Raw genomic sequence first — 22443 nt, 5'->3', positions numbered from 1 at the left:
CATTCACACTATCAGGTGACGATCCAGAAGGTATCTTCCCTTCTATCTTGGGTCACGAAGGCGGCGGTATCGTTGAAATGGTTGGCGAAGGCGTAACAAGCGTTGAAGTTGGCGACCACGTTATCCCTCTTTACACTGCAGAGTGTGGCGAATGTAAATTCTGTAAGTCGGGCAAAACTAACCTTTGTCAGGCGGTTCGTGAAACACAAGGTAAGGGCCTAATGCCAGATGGCACGAGCCGTTTCTCTATCAACGGTGAGCCAATCTTCCACTACATGGGTTGTTCTACTTTCTCTGAGTACACTGTACTTCCAGAAATCTCACTGGCGAAAGTAAGCAAAGAAGCCCCTCTTGAAGAAGTTTGTCTTCTAGGTTGTGGTGTTACCACTGGCATGGGTGCAGTACTGAACACAGCGAAAGTTGAAAAAGGCGACACAGTTGCGGTATTCGGCCTAGGTGGTATCGGTCTTTCTGCAATCATCGGTGCTCGTATGGCAGGTGCTAGCCGTATCATCGGTGTTGATATCAACGAGAGCAAGTTCGAACTAGCAAAACAGCTTGGCGCGACTGACTGCATCAACCCACAGAAATTCGACAAGCCAATCCAAGACGTGATTGTTGAAATGACAGACGGCGGCGTGGATTACTCATTCGAATGTATCGGTAACGTTAACGTGATGCGTCAAGCTCTTGAGTGCTGTCACAAAGGTTGGGGCGAATCTGTCATCATCGGTGTTGCAGGCGCAGGCCAAGAAATCTCTACTCGTCCGTTCCAACTGGTAACAGGTCGTGTATGGCGTGGCAGTGCTTTCGGTGGTGTTAAAGGCCGCTCTGAGCTTCCAGAAATCGTAAACCGTTACATGGCGGGTGAGTTTGGTCTTCAAGAGTTCATCACTCACACTATGAGCCTTGATGAAGTAAACGACGCATTCGACCTAATGCACAAAGGTGAGTCTATCCGTACTGTTCTACACATGGATAAGTAACACCTTAACGTTGAAGCGCTAACAGTACGTAATATTGATAGGCTCAACCATTTAAAAAGCCCGTTAGATAATATCTAACGGGCTTTTCTTATTCGTTTAGTAATCTTGCCAAAAATCGCGTTAAGACACGACCACAATGAACGTAGTGATTACGAGTGAAATAATGAAGGAAATGACGCTAAACCCACCTTGGACCAAATACCCTAGAACTGGGATAAAGTCCGCCAAAATCACGATTGGTTTAAAAATCAAACTAATACCAATTCCCATTACTACTGCACCCAAAAGCCGCCCCAGCCACTTCCATAAATCGTTCTCTTTACGTGCTTCGTTAAACATACTATCGGCACTTTCTGAACCATATGCTAACAAGTACAAACTGCCTCTGGCATTGGTCGAATACTTTTGAAATGTATTCCCCACTTGCTGCGCAATAACACTTACAAGCGCAGGTTCAACGGCATAGAAGTTAACTTGCATGTCGCCAATTTGTGGGTGATTTGGACTCTCACCAATGTAGTAACCGTCGTTATAAAAAGAAACATAGCCATAATCCTGCTGACCAATGATGGCATCAGACTCAACTGGGATTTTCTCCATCTCATCCATTTTTCGTGCGAGTGAGCGAGGGAAGTCAAACGCTCCGAAAGTCATATTTTTCGCTTCAAATTGACCACTAGAAAACGCCACATTTTGAGGGTTCTGGTAAGAACGATCCTTAAAAGAATTTGAGTTGAATAACGACTCTCTCCACACCTTGTCGTAGTAGTACCTTTTTACTTCAACTTCGTCTCCACCTAGCTGTTTTTCTCGCTCGGTACGCACCGTTTCTTCCCATTGGTAAACCAGAACCTCACGTCTTAGCCGAAGCGCACTCAAACTGATATCAAAGGATTCATCCGTTAGCACGTCACTAGTTTCTACCCTTCCAGAAACGTGAACCAACTTGCCATTATTGGCTGAATCGACACTATTGCTGCTGATAGAACTAACAATCGCAGCCCCCTCGTCCAAACTTTTTTCTCGCGTTTCAGCCCGCTCCTCATTCATGTTTAAGCCGAAAATAGACAACCCGACCAGAATGAATCCAGCTAAGATCCCTTTGAATGCTTCGCCTAAGCGGCCAAACCAACTTCTCTCTGTTACTTCGGTGTACACGCCACCTTCTGAAAAGTCGTTATTGTTATGATCTGTCATATTCTCCGCCCTAAAATTGAATACATTTCGGTCTGTCGCAGCCGCACGTGCAGAAACACACACAAAAGCGAGCGGCAGCCTTTAAAAAGACCTCACCTATATGAACCAGGTTTATCTTTGTAAAACGCCAGTGCACATTGAGTTCCAGAAACTACCCTGATATCACTCGACACTCACGTTATCGGTACAGGGTACTGGAAGGGGTATTATATGGAATTACATTCCATTAACAAGGAATTGACTAAGAAAGGAGCTGCTAAACTAGATAAAGCTATTGATATACAGAACCAACGTTCGGCCAGAGGCCTCTTCAACCGATTGTTTTGCTTCAATTTCACCGATATTTGGGGTCAGAAGATTGATCAATCTTTCAAGTGCGCGTTGAATACGTTCTCGAAACACTTGGTTCGTATTCGGCGATAGTTCCTAAGACTTAGCAACCTCTTGCTTGAGAGATAAGTTCAGACGCTTCACAGCTTCAAGGAAGACTTTACCCTACAACACAGAAGTAGAACGCATTTGCTTTGGGTAATTTGGGTAATAACGTTGAATGGATTACTAGGTCACTTCCACCTGCCACACATTTAAGTTATCACCTACTTTACACTTAGTATGAAGATGAAAAAGCCAACAGCTAACGCTGTTGGCTTAGTAGAAAACGGTCAACGTATTTTAGGACGTGACATCGAACTAGCTAGCGCTAGTTTTTAAATATTTCACGCTTCACTTCACCTTTCAGATCTGTGAGGGTTTGCTGCTCAGTATCGATAAGGAAATGATCGCTCGCATGACCTGTTGCGAACTTATCCAAAATAACAAACAAACTGCCAAAGCGTGAACGGAACACCTCACCTACTGTGTATTGCCCTAAGTCACCAAGCTCTGAATCAACGCTACCTGCAAATTCAAATAACTCTCGGCTTAACAGCTCATATTGATAAAGCTGCTCTTCTTCCACATCTCGAAACGCCAATTCATCTGCATTTCTCAAACGATAGAAATCAGTAGCCAGTGTTTCACCATTCCAAGTGGCAAAATCTTCGAGGGCTAGCCCCTCTGATGCCGCTAGTTCAGCAGCTGCAGTTTCGGCTTGCTTCCAATCTTCTTGGAACTGTTCATAATCAACCGAATTAAGCGCGGCACAGCCTTCAATTCCGTAATCCAACTCAGCCGCTAACTGGCACACAGTAAACTCAGTTTCTAACTGGGACATAATCATCATGTCTTTGCCATCCATATGCATGATCATTTCACGCATTTCTAATGGCCAATCACTCGGTAAAAAGCGTAAACGTGTCAGTTCTCGAATATGCCAATCGGTCAATTCATAGTAACTTTTCGCATTCAAGATCTCTTTATTCCAAATGTTTTTCAGGGCTTCTTCATCTTGCCCGGCTGATTCCGTTAAATGCTGATGCTCAACTTCATAGTGCTGGAATAACTCATTGTATCGCTCCACTTTATCTAGAATGACTGTCTCTACTTCAATTTGGTTATCCGGACGAATATTAAGCACCTTATACGCAGGAATATAACCAGCCAATGAAGGCGCTTGAATATTGAACAAAGTGTAATCAACGCCGTCTATGTTATAGCTCTTCTTACCCGTATCGTTAAAATGCATGTGCCCGCCAACGTGTACACTTAACCCCGTAGCCGCCAGCGTTTTACTGGTTTCGTCATCAGGTTCTCGTGCCAATTGGTGACTGCCTTCACCGAATAAATCTTCAATGTCCTCAGATGCGCCGTTGTAAAAATCGGACATCGGGAAATGGCTAAACGATACTAACGTTTTATTTTGCTCTTTAGCTGCTTTCACCACATCAGCGATCCAGTCAATCACTTGCTCTTTATGGGTTAGCATCATGTTGTAGCCAGCGCTACTCGAACCGTCAAACGAATTACCATCAGAAGAACCATCCGGAGAGGTCGATGTAGGGCGGTAAACATTGGCGTCAATCGCTAATAGCCATAGTCCTTTAACAGGTTCAACCAAATAGCTGGTGTCTGGTACATTCGAGCAATTGGTATAGCCGTCTTGCTTGTATTCACCGCCAGTCCCTTGATAACAAATTTCATACATTCGCTTGTCGTACGCACTTTCCTCTAGCGCTAATTCGTACGAGTAATTCAAGCGGCTTTCATCGCTACTGTAAGGTGTTTCGAAATACTGATATTTCTCCTGAGGATAAAAGCCATGCGTACCAAGAATGTCCATGATCTCTCGGTAACCCCACTCGCGAACTTCTTCAGAACAGATAGTATCTAAGTCAAAGCCTCCTCCCGGGATAGTGGTCGTATCGCCTTCATAATCGACACACTCTTCTTTGCCTTTACTAAAAATACGCTGCTGTTTTCCGCCTTCACCCAAATAATCGGATTTTCCAGCAGGGATAGTAAATGGCCTTACAGGATCATGATTACCTGGAGCCGCAAAAAATTCTAATCCGTACTCTTCGCGATAGTGATCAAAAATTTGCACCAAACCACGCATATGCACTGGTTGTCCGTCATCACTGAAGTCCCCTGGGAGTGCGACATATTTAATCCCTCGTTCAACGACATCATCCAATGCCGCGATCATCGCGAAGTAGTTTTCATTGAACAGACGAGTGGATTCCATCTGTGATTGCATCGTACGGATAGTCGCATAATCGCCACTGATATTATTGTGTAGGCCAGTGAATGATCCATCTTGAAAATCACCGTAAACATCGTGGAAGTGAATGTCTGGCATGAACGCCACTTGAATAGAAGATTCTAAACTCTCGGTTTCGCTGTCTGAGCCGCACCCTATCAAACTGGTCGCAATCACACTCGAAAGCAGCGCGAGTGAATATTTTTTCATTTTCCCTTACCTAAATTTTATTAACCAAATTTTGGCGAGGAGATTAGGAGAGATTAATGACAATTTTGTTTCCGAGATTTGACAAACCAGTCATTGCTGGAAAATTTGAGATCTCACCTCAATTAATTAAATATCAACAACTTAAAATAATAACCACAACAAATAATAGGAATATAAAGACTTCATTGAGTCGTTAAACTTCACACATAAATGAGCTTTTCAGTCAAAGTGAATACATACATATCTCTAAACATATTGGCCGATAAATTAAGAATAACGATACAAGACATAAATCTTATGGGCTGTTTAGTTTAACGGTTCCAATCTGAAGTATGGTTCCCAGCTTAACGCTTCAACACACTAACTATCAAAGCTATCAATAGTTGATCGAAAAACACAAACAAAATACAATGCGGTAACAATATAACAACAATAAGAGCGTTATGACTTCCTACGAATGCGTTTCGTTTATTTTGAATAAGAAAGATAAAATTCTGTTAGAACGGCGAGCCGATAATAAAAAAACGGAGCCCGGAAGAGTCACTATTCCTGGTGGCCATATTGAAAAAGGCGAAACCCAAGTACAGGCTCTCACACGAGAAGTTGAAGAAGAGCTTGGTATTCAAGCTACTGATTTTACTTATTTGTGTACATTGGAGAATCAAGCAGAAGAGCTACAAATCGTTCATTACTACTCCATAAACTCATGGAAAGGCATGATCTCTTGTTTTGAAGCTGATGCCCTATTATGGTCTCCTATCACAGACCAACGTTTCCCAGAAAGAACATCGGATAAATTGGCATTAAAACAGCTAATGTTAATGAGGGCTTAAATGACGAAACAACTAATAATATTCGACCTTGATAAAACTCTGATTTCAGTAGATTCAATCAGCCTATGGAACGCCTATTTACTCAAGAACCAGTTAATTAATGATTCAACGTTCATTACAAGAAACGACGAGTTTATTCAGTCGTACCATAAAGGTGAGCTCAATCTGAATGACTATATCGAGTTCTGCATGCAGCCATTAGCGCACATATCCGTAGACAGGATAAGTCAGATGGCCCAGCAATTTGCCAATACAATGATCGTCGATAAGGTCTTCCCTAGCGCCAAGAATCTAATCAAAGATTTAAATTCCGATCCCTCAATCACTTTATTGATCATCTCTGCCTCACCGAGCTTTTTGGTCAAACATATCGCTAGGATGTTGAATATTGAACACTATATCGGAACGGATATCATGGTGAATGAAGGGTGTTATGCACCGCTTATTTCCGGCACTGCAAGCTTCAAGGAAGGAAAGGTGACTCGCTTAAAAGGTTGGCTAACAAGCACCAACGTTCATTTTGCTGAAACACATTTCTATACTGACTCATACAACGATTTGCCGCTGTTGTTGGATGCCGATAAAGCCTATGCCGTAAACCCATGCCCTCAACTCACAGCGCACGCGACTACAGCAAATTGGCCTATTTTAACTTGGGAACTCACCCCATAAATTGAAAACGGCCAATTGCTGTTTCAAGTATTTACCAATACTCAGCTTTGCTTAACGCTTCAACGCATTTTGGTGTTTCCAAAATTGGCATAATGGATTCACCCGTCAATGACTGCGCTAACCAACCGTGTGGGAAGCTCAACGGGAATGGTGCTTTAATGATATTTTCCTCAACCACCTCAAAGCCAACTCGCGAATAGTAGTTTGGATCGCCGTAAGTCACTGCTGTTTCAACACCCTTCGCTTTTAGTTCATTAAGCCCAAAGTTAATCAGCTTTTGCCCTACGCCTTGTTTTTGGTTTTGAGTACATACTGCCATTGGCGAAAGTAAATACGCGTTGTTTGCGTGCTCTGCGGATAACTTTGAAAAAATCACCGCGCCAATAATGGTTTGATTGCTTTCAGCCACAAAACAATAGAAATCATTTGGGCTTGTCGTTGTCAGTAAGTCGTAACTCAGTTGCCCAACACTGTTACCTTCTTCTGCACTTTCTGAATTGGTAAATGTGGTGGTATAAAGTTGTTTAATCGTCCCGATTTCACTGGGGTGGTACTGTCTAAAGTTCATCATATTCATCTGTCCAATCATGCTTTTCTAAGCACGAAAAATTGATAGTCGTATTCTTTTTGAGTAGTGAAATAGTTCTCTACTTCTCTTTTCATATCTTGGTAGGCCGCTGAGTTACCCATGTCAGGCTCCAAAGTTTTGAGGCGCTCTTTCAGTGGTTGATAGTAAGCATCCCACCCTTCCCGACTTAACGGGAACTGGCTGACAACTTGATAGCCCAATGCTTTGGCCTGTTGAATACGTTCAGTTGCCGTTGTCATATCTGGGTATTCTTTTTGCCAGAACTCCAAAGCGGATTGACTTGGTGTTTCGGTTGACCAAACCAAGTCATTCACCACCAGCACACCACCTGCATTCAAGTATCGCTTCCACTGCTGCATCGCTTGTTTAACGCCCATGATATAAGCGCTTCCTTCACTCCAAATCACATCAAACGACGTATTCTCAAATGGTAAGTCGGTCATACTGGCGCAGACGGTTTGTACCTTTCTTTCCAAACCTAACTCCGTTAACCGTAATTTGAGTGCCTCTAACGCTGGGGCATCATTATCAATGGCAGTCATCACGCAATTAAGCTGAGACACGATCACTTGGGTTGCGAAGCCTTTACCACAGCCGATTTCCAACAATGACTGAGGCGAAAACGGAAGATGACTCAGCGCGTGTTCAGTATCTTGCGGCGTTCCCGGCCCTAGCCGTTCTAACCCATCAAAAATACGCTCAAAGTCGGCCATGTATTGCTCATGTTCGTTCATATCTTTCGATAACCATTTCAATCGCAAAGCCTGCTTTTCATCAAAACCTTGCTTCATTAACCAATCTAGGTGTGCATCGGGCGCTATCTTATCTGCTGACTCGTGCCACTCTTTCATGCCTCCGCTACCAAGCATTGCAGCGAGTAAATCTCTAGAGCGTCGCTTTTTTTCGATCTCTTCATCTAGCTGCTTCAAACGGCTTTCAAGCATTGACCGATCAACTTTTTCATCCAAGCACACTTGGCATTCTTTGAGCGTTAACCCGCCTGCTTGAAGTTGCTGTAACAATCTTACGCGCTGTAGATCTCGCTCTGAAAAGCTTCGATAGCCGTTGCTTTGCCTAGTTGAGTTAATCAAGCCCAACTTTCCATAATAGAGAAGCGTTGAGCGACTTAGCCCAACAAGGGCAGCCAATTCTGATATGCGGTACATGCACTTTCCTCTTAATTCGGTAAGCAAGATAAACTATGAAGCTTTAGTCAGGTCAATAACCAATATAGAACTTTTTTCAATCCATGACATTCAGACGAGAAAGTAAGTCCCTGAAAATAACGACTCTCGAAAAATATTTTCATAAAAATCGAAATTAATTTCGTCTTTCTAAAAGTGGCTGCGTCTTATGAGTAACAAGACAGCCAAATCGGCTTAATGACATAACCCGTCCACTATTAGGTAATAAAGATGATTAAAGTAGTTAGTTTTAAAATTTGTCCGTTCGTTCAACGTGTTACTGCCGCTCTTGAAGCAAAACAGATCCCATACGAAATTGAATACATCAGCTTAAGTGATAAGCCGCAATGGTTTTTAGATGTGTCACCAAACGGGCAAGTACCGATTTTGATCACTGAATCTGGCACAACCTTGTTTGAGTCTGATGCGATCATTGAATACATCGAAGATGAGTTTGGTCCATTAGAGAATAACGTTACCAACGAACAGCGCGCGTTAGACCGAGCATGGAGCTATTTAGGGTCGAAACACTACTTAGCGCAGTGTGGCACCATGAGCAGCAAGAACGGCGAGACGTTTGCAGAACGTTCTGAAAAGCTCATCAAAGCGTTTAAGAAAGCCGAAGATAAGCTGTCTGGCGACACTCAATTCTTCAAATCAAACGAGCTGAGCAATGTTGATATGGCATGGATCCCTTTGCTACATCGTGCGGCCATCGTAAAAGAAAAGGTGGGATATGACTTCTTATGTGGTCTACCAAAAATGCAGGCATGGCAGAAGAATTTGCTGGAAACTGGGCTAGTTGAAAAGTCCGTATCAGAAGACTTCGTCGAACTGTTTAGCAATTTCTACCTAGCCAATACGTACCTTGCCGAAGGTAAAGATATTCAACAGCAAGGCGGTTGTGGCTCCACCAGCTGCTGCGGATAATTCAAGCTAACCGCCCAACTGGCCAAGTAAGAGTAAGAACGATGAAGCCGTTCAGTTCATTAAAATAATTAATTGTAGGAAGACATAAAGTTTGTAACTTTGATGTCTTCCGAAACTCGTTTTTATCGTGGCTCGCAGATGACAAATGTGACAACAAAGTTCGAAAGTCACTTTTGGACAGAAATGATTTACTCGTGTAATGAAATGCTTAAATCAATATCAGTTATTCGTAATTTAAGGTTGATATCAATTGCAATATTTTTTGCTTCTTCAATGTAAGAATAAAAAGTCTCTTTTCCCAATATGACTTTTTGTGATTTCAGGATATTAAAATTATTTTCCCATTTAGGGTCATTTACATACCGACGATACACAAGTGACAGATAATCATATATCACAAAGTCCTTATTATTTCCTAAGGCATTTGCTGCATCTGCAACATGCCCTGCATGTTTTCCAATATCACCTAGGTATTTTAATGATACAAAACCGTCAAAGGCCCTCATTGCATGGTAGTAGTATTTTTCCTCATTGCCAGTGAGGTCATATATCATTCCAAGTCCAGAATGAGATATTGACATACCATAACTATTTTTTGCTGACGAAAAGAACTCTAGAGCTAAAATGTAACGCTGAAGAGACTCTTGTAGCTTTCCCTCTTTATGCTTAATTTGAGCAATATTAAGATTTGCTCGTGCAATGCTTACATCATCTTTTAATGTTTTTGCGAGATCAAGTGACTTCAAATAATATTGAGATGCTTTATATAGGTCTCTACCCTCATATAGTCGAAGTGAATAAATCATGCCAAGGTTATTTAAAGATTTTATCCTCCCTCTATTGTACCCAATATCCTTGAATATATAATCCGAGCGAATGTATTCTGATATTGCTTCGTCATATTTTCCTTGGAACTGATCGTTTTTAGCTTTCTGGAAAACAATTTCAGCGGCCAAGTCATCAAACCCTCCGATTTCATCAAGAATCTCAGAGGCTAATAATAACGAGCCTTCAGCTTTATCGAACTCATTTCGCCATACATGAATAGTTGCCTTTTTCAAATATAATTCTGCTTCCATTTCACTTGGGATATACTCATAACTTTCCAGCTCACTCAGGATCTTAATGGCACCCTCATATTCAGCACTTGCTATCCTCATTTCAGCAAGCATCAATTTAAGAGATAGTAAATCACTCTCATCACCGTATTTACCAGTAATAAAGTTACTCTTTGAATTTAAGATCAGAAGAATGTTAATAATATCTTCTGTTTCATCAACATTAGCACCTTTCATAATTGCCTGCTTCACAGATATTCTTGCTTTTGCATAATGTACACGGGGAAGGGATTTCCGTGTATGTTCTAGACCGAGAATAACCTTTTCTGCTCTGTCTGGCTTACCATTTTTTAGTAACTGTACCGAATACGATGTATAGGTTTCTATTATTAAATCATTCAATATATTGTTTCTTAGTCCTTTCCCAAAATCATAAACAGGAACTATGGCTGCCATCACTAGTGCTGGTATGCCAAGATATTTTAGTATGAACTGGATTCTAATATAGACGGAATGCCCTAAACTAGTATCAGGCTCTGGATAAGCTCTATTTAATATTTTCTTAATTTCATTATTTGTTCTAACCAGTTCGAGGATAGCATCCTCATCGCTTTTATTTTCTTTCAAACCTTTGACCAACCTATTATTTAGAAATTAGAACTACTAACTGTCGTTTTTAGCATTTGGAAACTCAATATTTACCATTTAGCTTTAACTAATACCCCCAAGTTAAGTATAGTGGCCTGACATTGGTCCGCAAGATAGTGCTTATTTTGGGAAGGGGTGAAGGGTTAATTTTTTCGAATAGTTCGTCGGAAGAGGTATTGGTATTGCTAAGTGCATTGAGAGTTCGAACTCTATGAAGTTTCGGGGCACTTTTGAGCTAGAAAGTACCATGGGCAAAAATCAGACTGTGGAAATTCTGGACAGAAACAACTTAGAGTTGAAACTCTAAACCATTCACTTCGAATAAGTTGAATTTGGGCAAAGCCTGACCATCGAAGGCTCTGCCCCAGCAGTGACTCTTCATTTCTCACATGTTCTAGTCAAGTTAAAGTATTAGAATCAAAGAAGGTTATATTTCTGCTCCCGCTCTTTGAAGGCACTGATACCACCTTCAAGGATATGACAAACATGCTGTCGAATGCCTAGCTCATCAAGTGATTGGTAGTCGTAGCTGTTATCAGACTTCAAGCTATGCTCTAGGCTACCGCCAAGATATTCAAATTGGTGTATGCCAACTGTGCCTGACTGCCCGCGTTGGTCTGCAACAACAACGCACTCTGCATCTGCTGCAACCACTAGGTTTGCGTTGTGTGTCACCATGATAATCTGTCGCTTACTCTTACACTTACGAACGAAGTCTTTAAGTTCTGAGTAAATCGTTCTGTTATCCAAGTTATCCTCTGGCTGGTCAATCAATATTGGGTGCGTTGAGTTACTAAGCTCAAGCATCAAACTGAGTAAGACCAAGCCACGTTTGCCCGGCGACATATGTACAATGCTGTCGTTCTTGTAGGTAACAAGGAAGTCGATCCCAAAGTAGTCAGCGTAAAGTAGTTTGTATGCATCTTTCAGGCTGTGATTCTTACGCAAGGTAGGCGATTGACTGCCTCTAATTGTGTTGGCGGTCTTCTCTACAAAGGCTGCGTGAGTATCCACGTCAAAATGGTAATCACCGTTATCGTCCTGAACATCGTTAACGACTGTGCGAATTGCCCCTGATTTGTGGTAGCAACTAACGAACGAATCAAACTTGGGAGCATCGACAACAACCTTTGCCTCAATCTTTATGTCGTCATCCATTTTATGATCGCTGACTATGGCGCAGTGAGACTTGTATAGATTGATTAGTGAACTAAACTGCTCATTTAGTTCCTTGATACACTCTTCACCTTTCTTAGTGATTGCCTCAAGCTCTTTTATTTTGACATTGATTCTTGCTAGCTTCTCTCGCTCAGTCTTGAGTTGCCTGTTCAGTTGTTCAAGTGCAGCTTTATCTTTCACGTCTTCTTCAAGGGGTTTCAGCTCACGCTCTATTCCCTCAAGCTTCTCATTTAAAGCTGCCAATCTATCGGGGATCGACTTTAGCTTTTTATTCGCCGTATCCTTGGTTGTACTAAACCCTGCGACCAAGTCTTTTTGCATCGAATCTAGTAAGCCTTTGAGGACAGTTGATTGTGCAATTAGCCCTGAGTCTTGCTGTAGTTGACCTTGAATCGAATCAACCCATTGGTCTTGCCGGTTATCAATACTCTCTGTGAATCTTTGTAAGCCCGACTGAATATACGTGAGCCTATCTTTTGCTCTGATAACGCACTGTCTTCTATGAACTAGGTAGGCGTAATGCTTCTCTTGTTCTTCTGTCCATTTAGACTTTTCTCGAATCTCTTTTGCTCTAGCTTCAAGTGCTGCAATCTCATTCTTAACAGACTTGTCGTTACCAATTTCGTTCAGCTCATTGAACAACTTTTGGTATTCACTAATCAGTAAGAATCGAGTATCAATCTTGTCATTAATGGATGAATTGACTGTGCGTACTCTACTCTCAAGGGTATTAACGAAGTCTTTGTATTGATCATCTTGAAGTAAAGTTTTAGATACCAACTCGTTTAAATCTTCTCGACCATCTTTATCAGCCAGTTGGTTAATGTAAAGTTGAGGTATATAGGTGATAGCCTTTGCTTGGTCGTCGGCATCTGACAGCTTAGACACTTCATTGTTCGACCATTCAACCTCGAAGTCTAAATCGGTAATGTCGCTGTAGGTTGATGACTTGGATAGCTCTACTCTGGTTGATACTTCGTTAGGATTTATAGTCTTCGCAATGTGATATAGAAGCATTGATTTACCGGACGACTTACCACCAATGATTGTGTTCAGGTCTTTGTTAAGCGGTATCCACTTCTTAGAAAATTTATTCACACCTGAATTATCAATGTATCTCACTTGTTTGATGGTCTGATATTCAGCTTTCGTTTCAGGAGAGAGTTCACCAATGAATGCACGGTCAGGCTCAAAGACAACCTGTTTTAGACCGTTGAATGTAGGGTCAGCTTTAATCCAGCAATATCTCTTTTGATCTGGTTCAAACAGCTTGTCGATTGCATGTGCATCAGAACCATGAACACAAGGTACAAGACGAGCAAGCTCAGCTACAATTTCTTCTCTATTCTTAGTGCCTTGACCAGTGAAGTAGTTGATGTCGCTTGGTGTGGCAGAAAATACCATGTCGATAAACTGGTAGATGTCTTTCTTTATGCCAGTAAAACCACCGTCTCTAATACCAGATACGCCATCATTAGAACCATTCGCTGCAATAACTATTGAGTTTTCCCTCAACCACTTCTCACCGTTATACCACTTCTTGAAAGTGTCATAAGATGGCTTGAAGTTATTAATACCTTCCTTCAATGATGCCACTCGACAGCTTTCTGTTTGTGGTGCTAACGCTCTACCATAGGATCTAAGCTGGTCTTCAGTGCAAGCATAGTTCTGACCAAGATAGTCAATATTCAATCGGCTCAATGCGATCTTGATTTCATCAACGTGATTAGGGTCTTCCGGATTTATTAGAAGATGGATGTTAATCCCTTTGTGTTTTCCAGTATTAGGAGTAATCCTAAACTCAATATTTGGGATGACTGTTTCGATATTTCCCAGTCGTCCATCTTGTCGGTAAGCAAGAACCTTTTCATAACCTGATATAGAGTAGTAATCAGTGATACCAATTACAGCAACACCAGAATCTGACTTCTCGATAGCTGAAATGTAACCATCCCAGTCGCCCTTAAATTGTGTTTCTAATACTGAATCTGGGGTGTGAACGTGAAGGTCCCATCGCCTCCATTCTGAACCGTGTTCGTACAAGCGCATTCAATTTCCACTAAACTAATAATTTTTATGGAATTTATCACATAACATACAATGTTTAGCTTGATTATGGTCACATGTTGATTGAGAGGCTACTTACATGACTGCTATGAAAAAGGTGACGAGGTATGTCATATGCTTTGCCGCACATTATTTTTCGTATGCCTAAACTATCTTTAACGTATTTCGAAGCGTAGCAAACTTTGTAAGAGCAAAAAGCAAACTACGCCCCCTTTTCCAGTATGTCACCGCCATGCTGGGAGCCAAGCGTGTACATTATTAAGCCTAGTATTCAAATTTCAATCACTTCCTTTTGAAGTATCACCAAACGGCGAAGCACCAGTGCTCAACACGACCTCAGTTTTATATTTGGGTTATCCGCTAAATAAAGCCAGAAATGCATTATTGGTTTTATCCTAGCGCCGAATCATCTTTAAATATTAAGAGGCGCCTAGTGCGAACTCTGCAGTGAAAAATACATATAAAGCTACGCAGTATTTGTAATTGTGATTAATAAAACACGCCACCAATCCCTAGCTGAATACCTTTCTCGCTGTACGTGAATTCATAAAGTTGCTCTTGATCACACTTTGTTTTATCCGTTACTTCTAATTTGACCAATTCCAACACCCCATCCACCTATCGGTTACTCACCCTACGCTGTCTTTAATTTCCCTTACTGGGCTTGGCTTCATGCATGTAGCACACCCATAACGTGCGTCTTATTTCCTACCCTTTATTCACCGGTCACTTTCATAACTGGAAGGTTAGTTTCCAAGTTTGTTGGCTGATCTTTCTATTCCAACTCCTCACAATGCGCCAAATGTAACAACATATTTCAAAGTGTAACAATTAAGTCATGTTTTTTGTGTGGTTTTAACCATGCAGCAATCTTTTCACTTCGTTGTCATACCGCTTTATTCGGCAGCAATAGGGTCTAACTGCGCTAGACATACCTAATTCGGCTTCCCTTTGAGATGTAGCGTTTCACATGCTCAACACATAAATATTCTAATGACCATGATAACCAGTACTCGGACGTTCGATTTGAGGCTGGATAACCATCGAGAAAGTTAATGGAAGCTTCAAGATATAAACGCATTTTATCGAGAGCAAACCTGTCGAGGATTGGTTTGGTGGCAACTGCCTTGATGCTCGAAGGATGCAACTCCGCATTGCTCGACCCTAAAGGTAGTGTTGGCGTTCAGGAAAAAGAGCTGATTATTACTGCTTTACTCCTGATGCTGATTGTCGTTATCCCTGTGATCCTAATGACGGTCTACTTTGCTTATAGATACCGCGAAACCAATACCACGGAAGAGTATGCCCCTGACTGGGCGCACTCGACCAAGATTGAAATCGTAGTATGGACGATTCCAATCATCATTATTGCGATTCTTGCGACCATCACTTGGCGTTCAACACACGAACTGGAGCCATCTAAGCCTCTAGAAAGTGATGTACAGCCAATGGTGATTGAAGTGGTATCGCTGGACTGGAAATGGCTGTTCATCTACCCGGAGCAACACATTGCAACGGTTAACTACGTGGCGTTCCCGAAAGATGTTCCGGTGACCTTTAAGCTGACTTCAGACAACATCATGAACGCGTTCTTTATCCCGCGTCTTGGTTCGCAGATCTACGCGATGCCGGGAATGGTGACCAAGTTGAACTTGATTGCAAACCACGAAGGTGACTTCAAAGGCTTTGCATCGAACTACAGTGGAGAAGGTTTCTCTCAGATGAAATTCACAGCATCAGCACTGCCTGATCAAGTGGCATTTTTAAACTGGGTGGAAACGGTGAAGGCAAGCCCTGATCGCATTGAAGATTGGGAGCAGTTCCGTTCACTGGCAGCACCAAGTGTCGCTGAACCTGTGACGCTGTTTTCTAGTGTCCCACCATTTTTGTTCACTGATGTTGTGACCCAGCACCCTGGTTCAATGAACTGTTTGCCGGAAAACCAAGGATAATCGTAATGTTTGGAAGATTAACTCTAGAGTCCATTCCCTACCACGAACCTATTATCGTCGTGACACTTGCGGTGATTGCGCTGGTTGGTTTGGCTGTTGTTGCTGCGGTAACGAAAGCTGGGAAATGGCAATACTTATGGAATGAATGGTTTACTTCAGTAGACCACAAAAAACTGGGCTTCATGTACATTGCTGTTGCAATGATAATGTTGATTCGTGGTTTTGCCGATGCGGTAATGATGCGTAGCCAGCAGTTGTTATCCGCTGCAGGCGAGAGCGGTTACTTACCACCGCATCACTATGATCAGATCTTCACCGCTCATGGTGTGATCATGATTTTCTTTGTGGCGATGCCGCTGGTGATTGGTTTGATGAACATCATCGTGCCGCTGCAAATCGGTGCTCGTGATGTTGCGTTCCCTTACTTAAACAACCTGAGTTTCTGGCTGTTTGTCGTGGGCGTAATCCTAACCAATATGTCACTAGGCCTTGGTGAATTCGGCCGTACAGGGTGGCTAGCTTATCCGCCACTATCAGGTATTGAGGCAAGCCCTGGAGTCGGGGTGGACTATTGGATATGGGCGCTGCAAATATCTGGTGTCGGTACAACGCTAACGGGTGTGAACTTCTTCGCGACCATTCTGCGCATGCGTACTCCGTCTATGCCAATGATGAAGATGCCTGTGTTCACGTGGGCGTCTCTGTGTGCCAACATTCTGATCATCATCTCTTTCCCGATCTTAACGGTAACTATCGCGCTACTGACGCTGGATAGATACATCGGCACGCACTTCTTCACCAATGATCTTGGTGGCAACGTGATGATGTATGTGAACCTGATTTGGGCATGGGGACACCCAGAGGTGTACATCCTAATCTTGCCTATCTTCGGTGTGTTCTCTGAAGTGACAGCAACGTTCGCACGTAAAAAACTGTTTGGTTACACCTCACTGGTTTGGGCAACGGTTGCAATCACTATCCTTGCGTTTGTTGTTTGGCTGCACCACTTCTTCACTATGGGCTCTGGTGCGAATGTGAATGCCTTCTTTGGTATCGCAACCATGATTATCTCTATCCCGACCGGGGTTAAGATCTTCAACTGGCTGTTCACTATGTACAAAGGCCGCATCCGTTTCACAACACCTATGTTGTGGACTGTTGGTTTCCTTATCACTTTCACCGTTGGTGGTATGACGGGCGTATTAATGGCAGTACCGGGTGCAGACTTCATTCTTCATAACTCAGTATTCCTGATTGCTCACTTCCACAACGTGATCATCGGTGGCGTAGTATTCGGTTGTTTTGCGGCGATTGGCTACTGGTTCCCGAAAGCGACAGGTTTCACTCTGAACGAAGTTTGGGGTAAACGTGCGTTCTACTGCTGGATCATCGGTTTCTTGATGGCGTTCTTGCCGCTTTACGCTCTTGGTTTTATGGGTATGACGCGTCGTTTGAGCCAAGATATTAACCCTGAATTCTTCCCTCTACTGGCGGTTGCGGCTGCAGGTACTGGTGTGATTGCGATGGGTGTTGTGTGTCAGTTTGTTCAGTTCTTCGTGAGTGTTCGTGACCGTGACCAAAACCGCGACCTTACTGGTGACCCGTGGGGCGGACGTACTTTTGAATGGGCAACGTCTTCACCACCGCCGTTCTACAACTTTGCAAAACTGCCTAAGGGCGATGAGCTAGATGCGTTCTGGTATCAAAAGCAAAGCGGCGAGTTTGATCCAACTCAGGAAGAAGAATACGAACGTATCCATATGCCAAAGAACACACCGACAGGTATTTATGTATCTGCATGGTCGTTGGTATTTGGTTTCGCAATGATCTGGTACATCTGGTGGCTAGCGGCGGCAAGCCTGGTTGGTATTGTCGTAACGTGTATTCAACACAGCTACAACGACGATGTTGACTACTACGTGGAAGTAGAAGAGATCAAAGCGATTGAAGCGGCTCGACGTGCGCAGTTAGCAGAAGCGAAAAAACAGTCAGTAGGTGATAACAGCGCTGACGGTGATAACAACACAAATAAAGATGATTTGGAGACGACGTATGCAAGCTAATACTCCGTCGCACACTTACGATCTTGCACACTCGCATGATCATCACCATGACTCAGCGGGCAATAAGCTGTTTGGCTTCTGGGTTTACTTGATGAGTGACTGTGTGCTGTTTGCCACGCTTTTCGCGACTTATGCCGTGTTAGAAAGTGGCTCTATTGCAGGACCAACGGGCAAAGACATCTTCGAACTTCCGTTCGTGTTTGTGGAAACCATGATGCTGCTGTTCAGTAGTATCACTTTCGGTTTTGGCATGATCGCAATGAAACGCCAAGATGTTGCTGGTATGAAAAAGTGGCTAAAAGTAACGTTTCTGCTGGGTTTAGCTTTTATCTGTATGGAAGTGTATGAATTCCATCACTTGATTGCTGAAGGTTATGGCCCTCAAGAGAGTGCGTTCCTATCTGCGTTCTTTACCTTAGTTGGCACACACGGCTTGCACGTAACGTTTGGTCTTATTTGGATGGCAGTGGCGTATCACCAGCTTTCCACTAAAGGCTTGAACGACAATATGTCTATGCGCTTTCAGTGCTTGAGCTTGTTCTGGCACTTCCTAGATATCGTTTGGATTTGTGTATTTACTATCGTGTACTTAATGGGGGTGATGTAATGGAACAGCATCTAGACAGTGGCGCAAAAGATTACGTGATTGGCTTTGTTGCATCACTGATTCTGACCATTATTCCGTTCTATGTTGTGTGGGCGCATGCGCTTCCAAGTACTGAGACTTACGTAGTTCTGTTTGGCTGTGCGCTAGTGCAGATCTTCGTACACTTTAAGTACTTCCTACATATGGAAGTGAAGACAACCGATGGTCAGTGGAACCTAGTATCACTGATGTTTACTGCCATTGTTGTATTGATCCTGATCGCTGGCTCGGTGTGGATCATCTACAACATGAACGTCAACATGAAGTTGTAGGCTAGGGTATGCTGAAAAGTTATTTGTCTATTACCAAACCGGGCATCATTTTCGGCAACCTGATTTCTGTTGCGGCGGGGTTCTTCCTTGCCGCAAAGACAGAACCAGCCAGTGCGATGTTGTTACTGACAACATTGGCGGGTGTGGGGCTTGTGATTGCATCAGGTTGTGTGGTGAATAACATTTTTGATCGCGATATTGATCAAAAAATGAAACGCACTCAGAACCGAGAGTTGGTTCAGGGTAACATCAATACTGACGTCGCATTCATCTATGCGTTGGTCATGTTACTAGCTGGTACGGCTTTATTGTTCCAATACGTTAATCCGATGTCTGCGGTAGTGGTGTTGCTAGGCTACGTGTTTTACGTCTTTTTCTACACCATGTGGTACAAGCGTAATTCGGTGTATGGCACGCTTGTAGGCAGTATCTCTGGTGCGGTACCACCATTAGTTGGTTACCTTGGCGTGACAAACTACTTGAGTATCGAAGCAGTACTGCTGTTTATCATGTTCTGCTTATGGCAGATGCCGCACTCGTATGCGATTGCGATGTTCCGCATTCAAGATTACAGAGATGCGGGTATTCCTGTACTACCGGTAAAAGAGGGTGTCGATAAGGCCCACAAACACATGAAAGCGTACGTGGTTGCTTTTGGCGCGGTTGCACTTGGACTGTTCTTGCTCGGAGAAGCGGGTTACAAATACCTAGCGGTGTCGGCGGCAGTATGCTTTATGTGGACCAAGGTGACATTTCGTAAGGTGGATTACGCCAACTATATCCAATGGTCAAAGACGGTCTTTAAAGTCTCTTTGCTGGTGGTGATGAGCATCAGCGGTGTTCTTGGAATAGAATTGATTCCGCTGCCTTTTATTTAAAACGGTTGGCGAACAAATGATAAAGCCAGTGGCACATACTCTGCGGCACTGGCTTTTAATTAGGCTCAACGTGACGTATCAGACTGATACAATTCTCGAAGGGTGTCTTTCATCCACAAAATAATCGGATTACGGGCATTACGTTTATGCCAAACCATAGTGAACGGAATCATCAGTTTCTTACATTGCGCCTCATCTAACGGAATCGGTAGGCACACCAATTCAGGATGCATTTGGCTTACATACTGTTGGCAATAAGTCGGTGCAATCGCAAGCATCGTTTGATTCGGCTGCGCCACCATAAACAAAGACTGCTCAAAGCTGGCTAAAGTTAAGTTAATCGTTCTCTCCAACCCTAAATCGGTCAGCACTTCATCCAATGCCCACTTTTCACTTTTCTCCCAAACGATGTTGGTATGCGGGTACTGCAGAAACGCATCGGTATTCCACTCATGTTGTAGCGCAGGGTGGTCTTTTCTCAGATAAACCATCGGTAAATCTTCAAACAACACTTCATAGTCGATGAAGTAAGGCAATGCGTCTAGCGACTCTTTTGAGCGCGGGTGGCTTTCGCGCCCCGAGAACCCAATGTCCGATTCACCACGCACGATGGCATCGATAGAGTCGTAATCCCAATTGCGCATTTTGATCTTCGCATTCGGATAACGCTGATACACACGCTGCGTGAGCTCGTTAATCATAATCAGCGATAGTGGCGACTCAATTTCTAACTTTAGGCGCACATCTTTCGGTGTATCGTCACCTCTGGTCGTCAAGATCTGACTTCCGATTTGCAGCCAATCTTGAAGATCTTGCTCCATGCTCAGAGCAAGCGGCGTCGCGCTTAGCCCTTTCGGCGTTTTGACAAATAAAGGATCATCAAACCAATCACGTAACTTGGTCAAAGATTTACTGACCGTCGAAGGAGTGACGTTAAGTTTCTTCGCCGTTTTCGACACACTTTGTTCTTGCAATAATAATTGCAAAGTAAACAGCAAATTAAGATCAAGTCGGGCTAACGATTTCTTCATATTGACCACTAACATTAGATTTAGGCACTAATAATATTAGAGCCATACTGATTACGCTACCTAACGCGAGAATAACCACTAACATGCTCACAGCGCTTACTCCCAGCAAGCCCATAAACCAGATATACAATGCCGAGCCACACACTTGAACAACGCCAAGAATAGAACTTGCCACACCTGCGCGTAACGAATAAGGACTTAGCGCTTGGCTCATCGTCACACCAAAACCTATCGAAAAGCCCGCACACAACAATCCAAAACCAACAAACGAATACACATTATCTAGCTGATTCAAATGGGCCACAGTAAGGGCAACTGCTGAGCCAAAGAACAGTACTTGAGCAGTCAGCATTAGCGTTTTCTCTTTAAAAATCGTTAATGCTAATGGCGCAGAAAACGACGTAAGCATGCTGACCAAAGCGGTTAACGCCATAACGGTGGAATACCCGCCTCGGTCAAATCCCATATTGTTCATCACCAGCATTGGTGAAACATTCACATATGTCAGGATGGTTGCGACACCAATCGAAGTGATGACTACGCGGCTCACGAAAAAGCGTTCAAAGAACGTTTCGCTTGGAGCATTTGATTCGTCACTTCCCTCCCCTCCCACTTGAGTACTTGTCGCTTGAGTAGCAGCAACATCAGCGCTCTCTGAAGGGGTTTTCATCGCGCTGGTTAAAGACGTCAGTGTCGGTAACGTCTCTTTCAGTACCAATACCGATAATGCAAGGACGACAAGCCCCATACTTGCCATTGTGGTAAACAAGCTCGGCCAAGGGTATTGCAACATGATCAAATGCCCAACCACAGGCGCAATCACCGGAACAACACATGTAATACCATTCAGCATAGACAACACCTTAGCACGCTTTTGGTCGTCTAAAATGTCGCGCAAAATAGCAAAGGCGATGACATAGCAGGTTCCCGCTCCTATGCCTTGCAAGAACCTAGCGATAAGGAAGCTTGTGCTATTTTCTGCCGAACCACCAAGCCACGACGCCAACACAAAAATCACGGCGCCCACAACGGCTACCGGTTTTCTTCCTAGCGTGTCGGCGAGCCGGCCAGCAAACAACATCGTCGCTGCCATTCCCGCTAAGTAAATAGAAAAGGCAATATGCAGCTGTGCTTCAGAAGCATTCAGGTCAGCCGCTATTTGTGGTAGTCCCACCAAATATAAATCGATGGCTGTCGGATACAGAAGAACCAGTGCAAAACTGCATAAAAGAAAACGAATCATAAAGCCCCCACAGAGTTAGTGTGAGGATGATAGTCGCGAATCGAGTATTAACCGAGTGGCTTATCCGACAACGGGTATTTCCTTTGGCGACATAGGTTGTGCGATTTTGGAAACAACACTAGCGAGTGCCATTAACAAAGGAATAAAACGACAAAAAGGTGGTGACT

17 protein-coding genes are annotated in these 22443 nt (G+C 43.2%); 9 read left to right on the top strand and 8 right to left on the bottom strand.

The window, feature by feature from the left end; translation table 11 throughout:
• Positions 1 to 986 (top strand): S-(hydroxymethyl)glutathione dehydrogenase/class III alcohol dehydrogenase (locus ELZ11_RS22650; RefSeq protein ID WP_137356267.1); only part of this gene is annotated, 986 nt, incomplete at its 5' end.
• Positions 987 to 1106: 120 nt separating this feature from the next.
• Here ELZ11_RS22650 and ELZ11_RS22645 read toward each other — a convergent pair.
• The gene (locus ELZ11_RS22645; protein WP_137359653.1) at positions 1107 to 2183 is read right to left on the bottom strand and encodes a TMEM43 family protein; all 1077 of its coding nucleotides are present in this window, start codon (positions 2181 to 2183) and stop codon (positions 1107 to 1109) included.
• Between the two features lie 700 nt (positions 2184 to 2883).
• A complete protein-coding gene (locus ELZ11_RS22640) occupies positions 2884 to 5031 on the bottom strand; it encodes a metallophosphoesterase family protein (protein WP_137359652.1) in 2148 nt (715 codons plus the stop codon).
• Between the two features lie 443 nt (positions 5032 to 5474).
• Here ELZ11_RS22640 and ELZ11_RS22635 point away from each other — a divergent pair, with 443 nt between their 5' ends.
• Together ELZ11_RS22635 and ELZ11_RS22630 are read left to right on the top strand one after the other, a co-directional pair.
• Positions 5475 to 5864: an NUDIX hydrolase gene (locus ELZ11_RS22635; protein WP_137359651.1), complete on the top strand. Its 390-nt coding sequence runs from the start codon at positions 5475 to 5477 to the stop codon at positions 5862 to 5864.
• Entirely contained in the window at positions 5865 to 6536 is a 672-nt protein-coding gene (locus ELZ11_RS22630; protein WP_137359650.1) for an HAD family hydrolase, read from the top strand. It begins immediately after the preceding gene.
• A gap of 31 nt (positions 6537 to 6567) precedes the next feature.
• Here the strand turns inward: ELZ11_RS22630 and ELZ11_RS22625 are convergent, their stop codons facing one another.
• Together ELZ11_RS22625 and ELZ11_RS22620 are read right to left on the bottom strand one after the other, a co-directional pair.
• The gene (locus tag ELZ11_RS22625) at positions 6568 to 7107 is read right to left on the bottom strand and encodes a GNAT family N-acetyltransferase (protein WP_244291712.1); all 540 of its coding nucleotides are present in this window, start codon (positions 7105 to 7107) and stop codon (positions 6568 to 6570) included.
• A 14-nt stretch (positions 7108 to 7121) separates the two neighbouring features.
• A complete protein-coding gene (locus tag ELZ11_RS22620; protein ID WP_137359649.1) occupies positions 7122 to 8291 on the bottom strand; it encodes a MerR family transcriptional regulator in 1170 nt (389 codons plus the stop codon).
• Positions 8292 to 8540: 249 nt separating this feature from the next.
• Between ELZ11_RS22620 and ELZ11_RS22615 the strand changes: the two genes are divergently transcribed.
• A complete protein-coding gene (locus ELZ11_RS22615) occupies positions 8541 to 9239 on the top strand; it encodes a glutathione S-transferase family protein (protein ID WP_137359648.1) in 699 nt (232 codons plus the stop codon).
• 188 nt (positions 9240 to 9427) lie between these two features.
• Here ELZ11_RS22615 and ELZ11_RS22610 read toward each other — a convergent pair whose 3' ends face one another.
• Both ELZ11_RS22610 and ELZ11_RS22605 read right to left on the bottom strand, forming a co-directional pair.
• Positions 9428 to 10924: a tetratricopeptide repeat protein gene (locus ELZ11_RS22610; protein WP_137359647.1), complete on the bottom strand. Its 1497-nt coding sequence runs from the start codon at positions 10922 to 10924 to the stop codon at positions 9428 to 9430.
• A 438-nt stretch (positions 10925 to 11362) separates the two neighbouring features.
• Positions 11363 to 14173, bottom strand: coding sequence for a TrlF family AAA-like ATPase (locus tag ELZ11_RS22605; protein ID WP_137359646.1), 2811 nt, complete (start codon positions 14171 to 14173; stop codon positions 11363 to 11365).
• 1073 nt (positions 14174 to 15246) lie between these two features.
• Between ELZ11_RS22605 and cyoA the strand changes: the two genes are divergently transcribed.
• The 5 genes from cyoA to cyoE are packed head-to-tail and all read left to right on the top strand — an operon-like array spanning position 15247 to position 20002.
• Entirely contained in the window at positions 15247 to 16143 is an 897-nt protein-coding gene (gene cyoA / locus ELZ11_RS22600) for a ubiquinol oxidase subunit II (RefSeq protein WP_137359645.1), read from the top strand.
• A gap of 5 nt (positions 16144 to 16148) precedes the next feature.
• A complete protein-coding gene (cyoB, locus tag ELZ11_RS22595) occupies positions 16149 to 18206 on the top strand; it encodes a cytochrome o ubiquinol oxidase subunit I (protein ID WP_137359644.1) in 2058 nt (685 codons plus the stop codon).
• Complete coding sequence (gene cyoC, locus ELZ11_RS22590) at positions 18196 to 18813, top strand: cytochrome o ubiquinol oxidase subunit III (RefSeq protein WP_137359643.1); 618 nt, start codon at positions 18196 to 18198, stop codon at positions 18811 to 18813. The genes cyoB and cyoC overlap by 11 nt, the downstream gene beginning before the upstream one ends.
• Positions 18813 to 19124 (top strand): cytochrome o ubiquinol oxidase subunit IV, encoded by a 312-nt coding sequence (cyoD, locus tag ELZ11_RS22585; RefSeq protein WP_004740018.1) that lies wholly within the window; start codon positions 18813 to 18815, stop codon positions 19122 to 19124. Before cyoC ends, cyoD begins: the two co-directional genes overlap by 1 nt.
• 8 nt (positions 19125 to 19132) lie before the next feature.
• Positions 19133 to 20002, top strand: a complete 870-nt coding sequence (gene cyoE / locus ELZ11_RS22580; RefSeq protein ID WP_137359642.1) for a heme o synthase — start codon at positions 19133 to 19135, stop codon at positions 20000 to 20002.
• Between the two features lie 65 nt (positions 20003 to 20067).
• Here cyoE and yidZ read toward each other — a convergent pair whose 3' ends face one another.
• Together yidZ and ELZ11_RS22570 are read right to left on the bottom strand one after the other, a co-directional pair.
• On the bottom strand, positions 20068 to 21033 hold the full coding sequence (gene yidZ, locus ELZ11_RS22575; RefSeq protein WP_137359641.1) for an HTH-type transcriptional regulator YidZ: 966 nt from the start codon (positions 21031 to 21033) through the stop codon (positions 20068 to 20070).
• Positions 21008 to 22276, bottom strand: a complete 1269-nt coding sequence (locus ELZ11_RS22570) for an MFS transporter (protein ID WP_137359640.1) — start codon at positions 22274 to 22276, stop codon at positions 21008 to 21010. Before ELZ11_RS22570 ends, yidZ begins: the two co-directional genes overlap by 26 nt.
• Positions 22277 to 22443: the final 167 nt, after the last annotated feature.

Origin of the sequence: Vibrio profundi (assembly GCF_005281835.1) — a bacterium.
Lineage (GTDB): Bacteria > Pseudomonadota > Gammaproteobacteria > Enterobacterales > Vibrionaceae > Vibrio > Vibrio profundi.
Note: the sequence above shows the minus strand (reverse complement) of the source record. Positions and strands in the feature narration are given on the sequence as shown.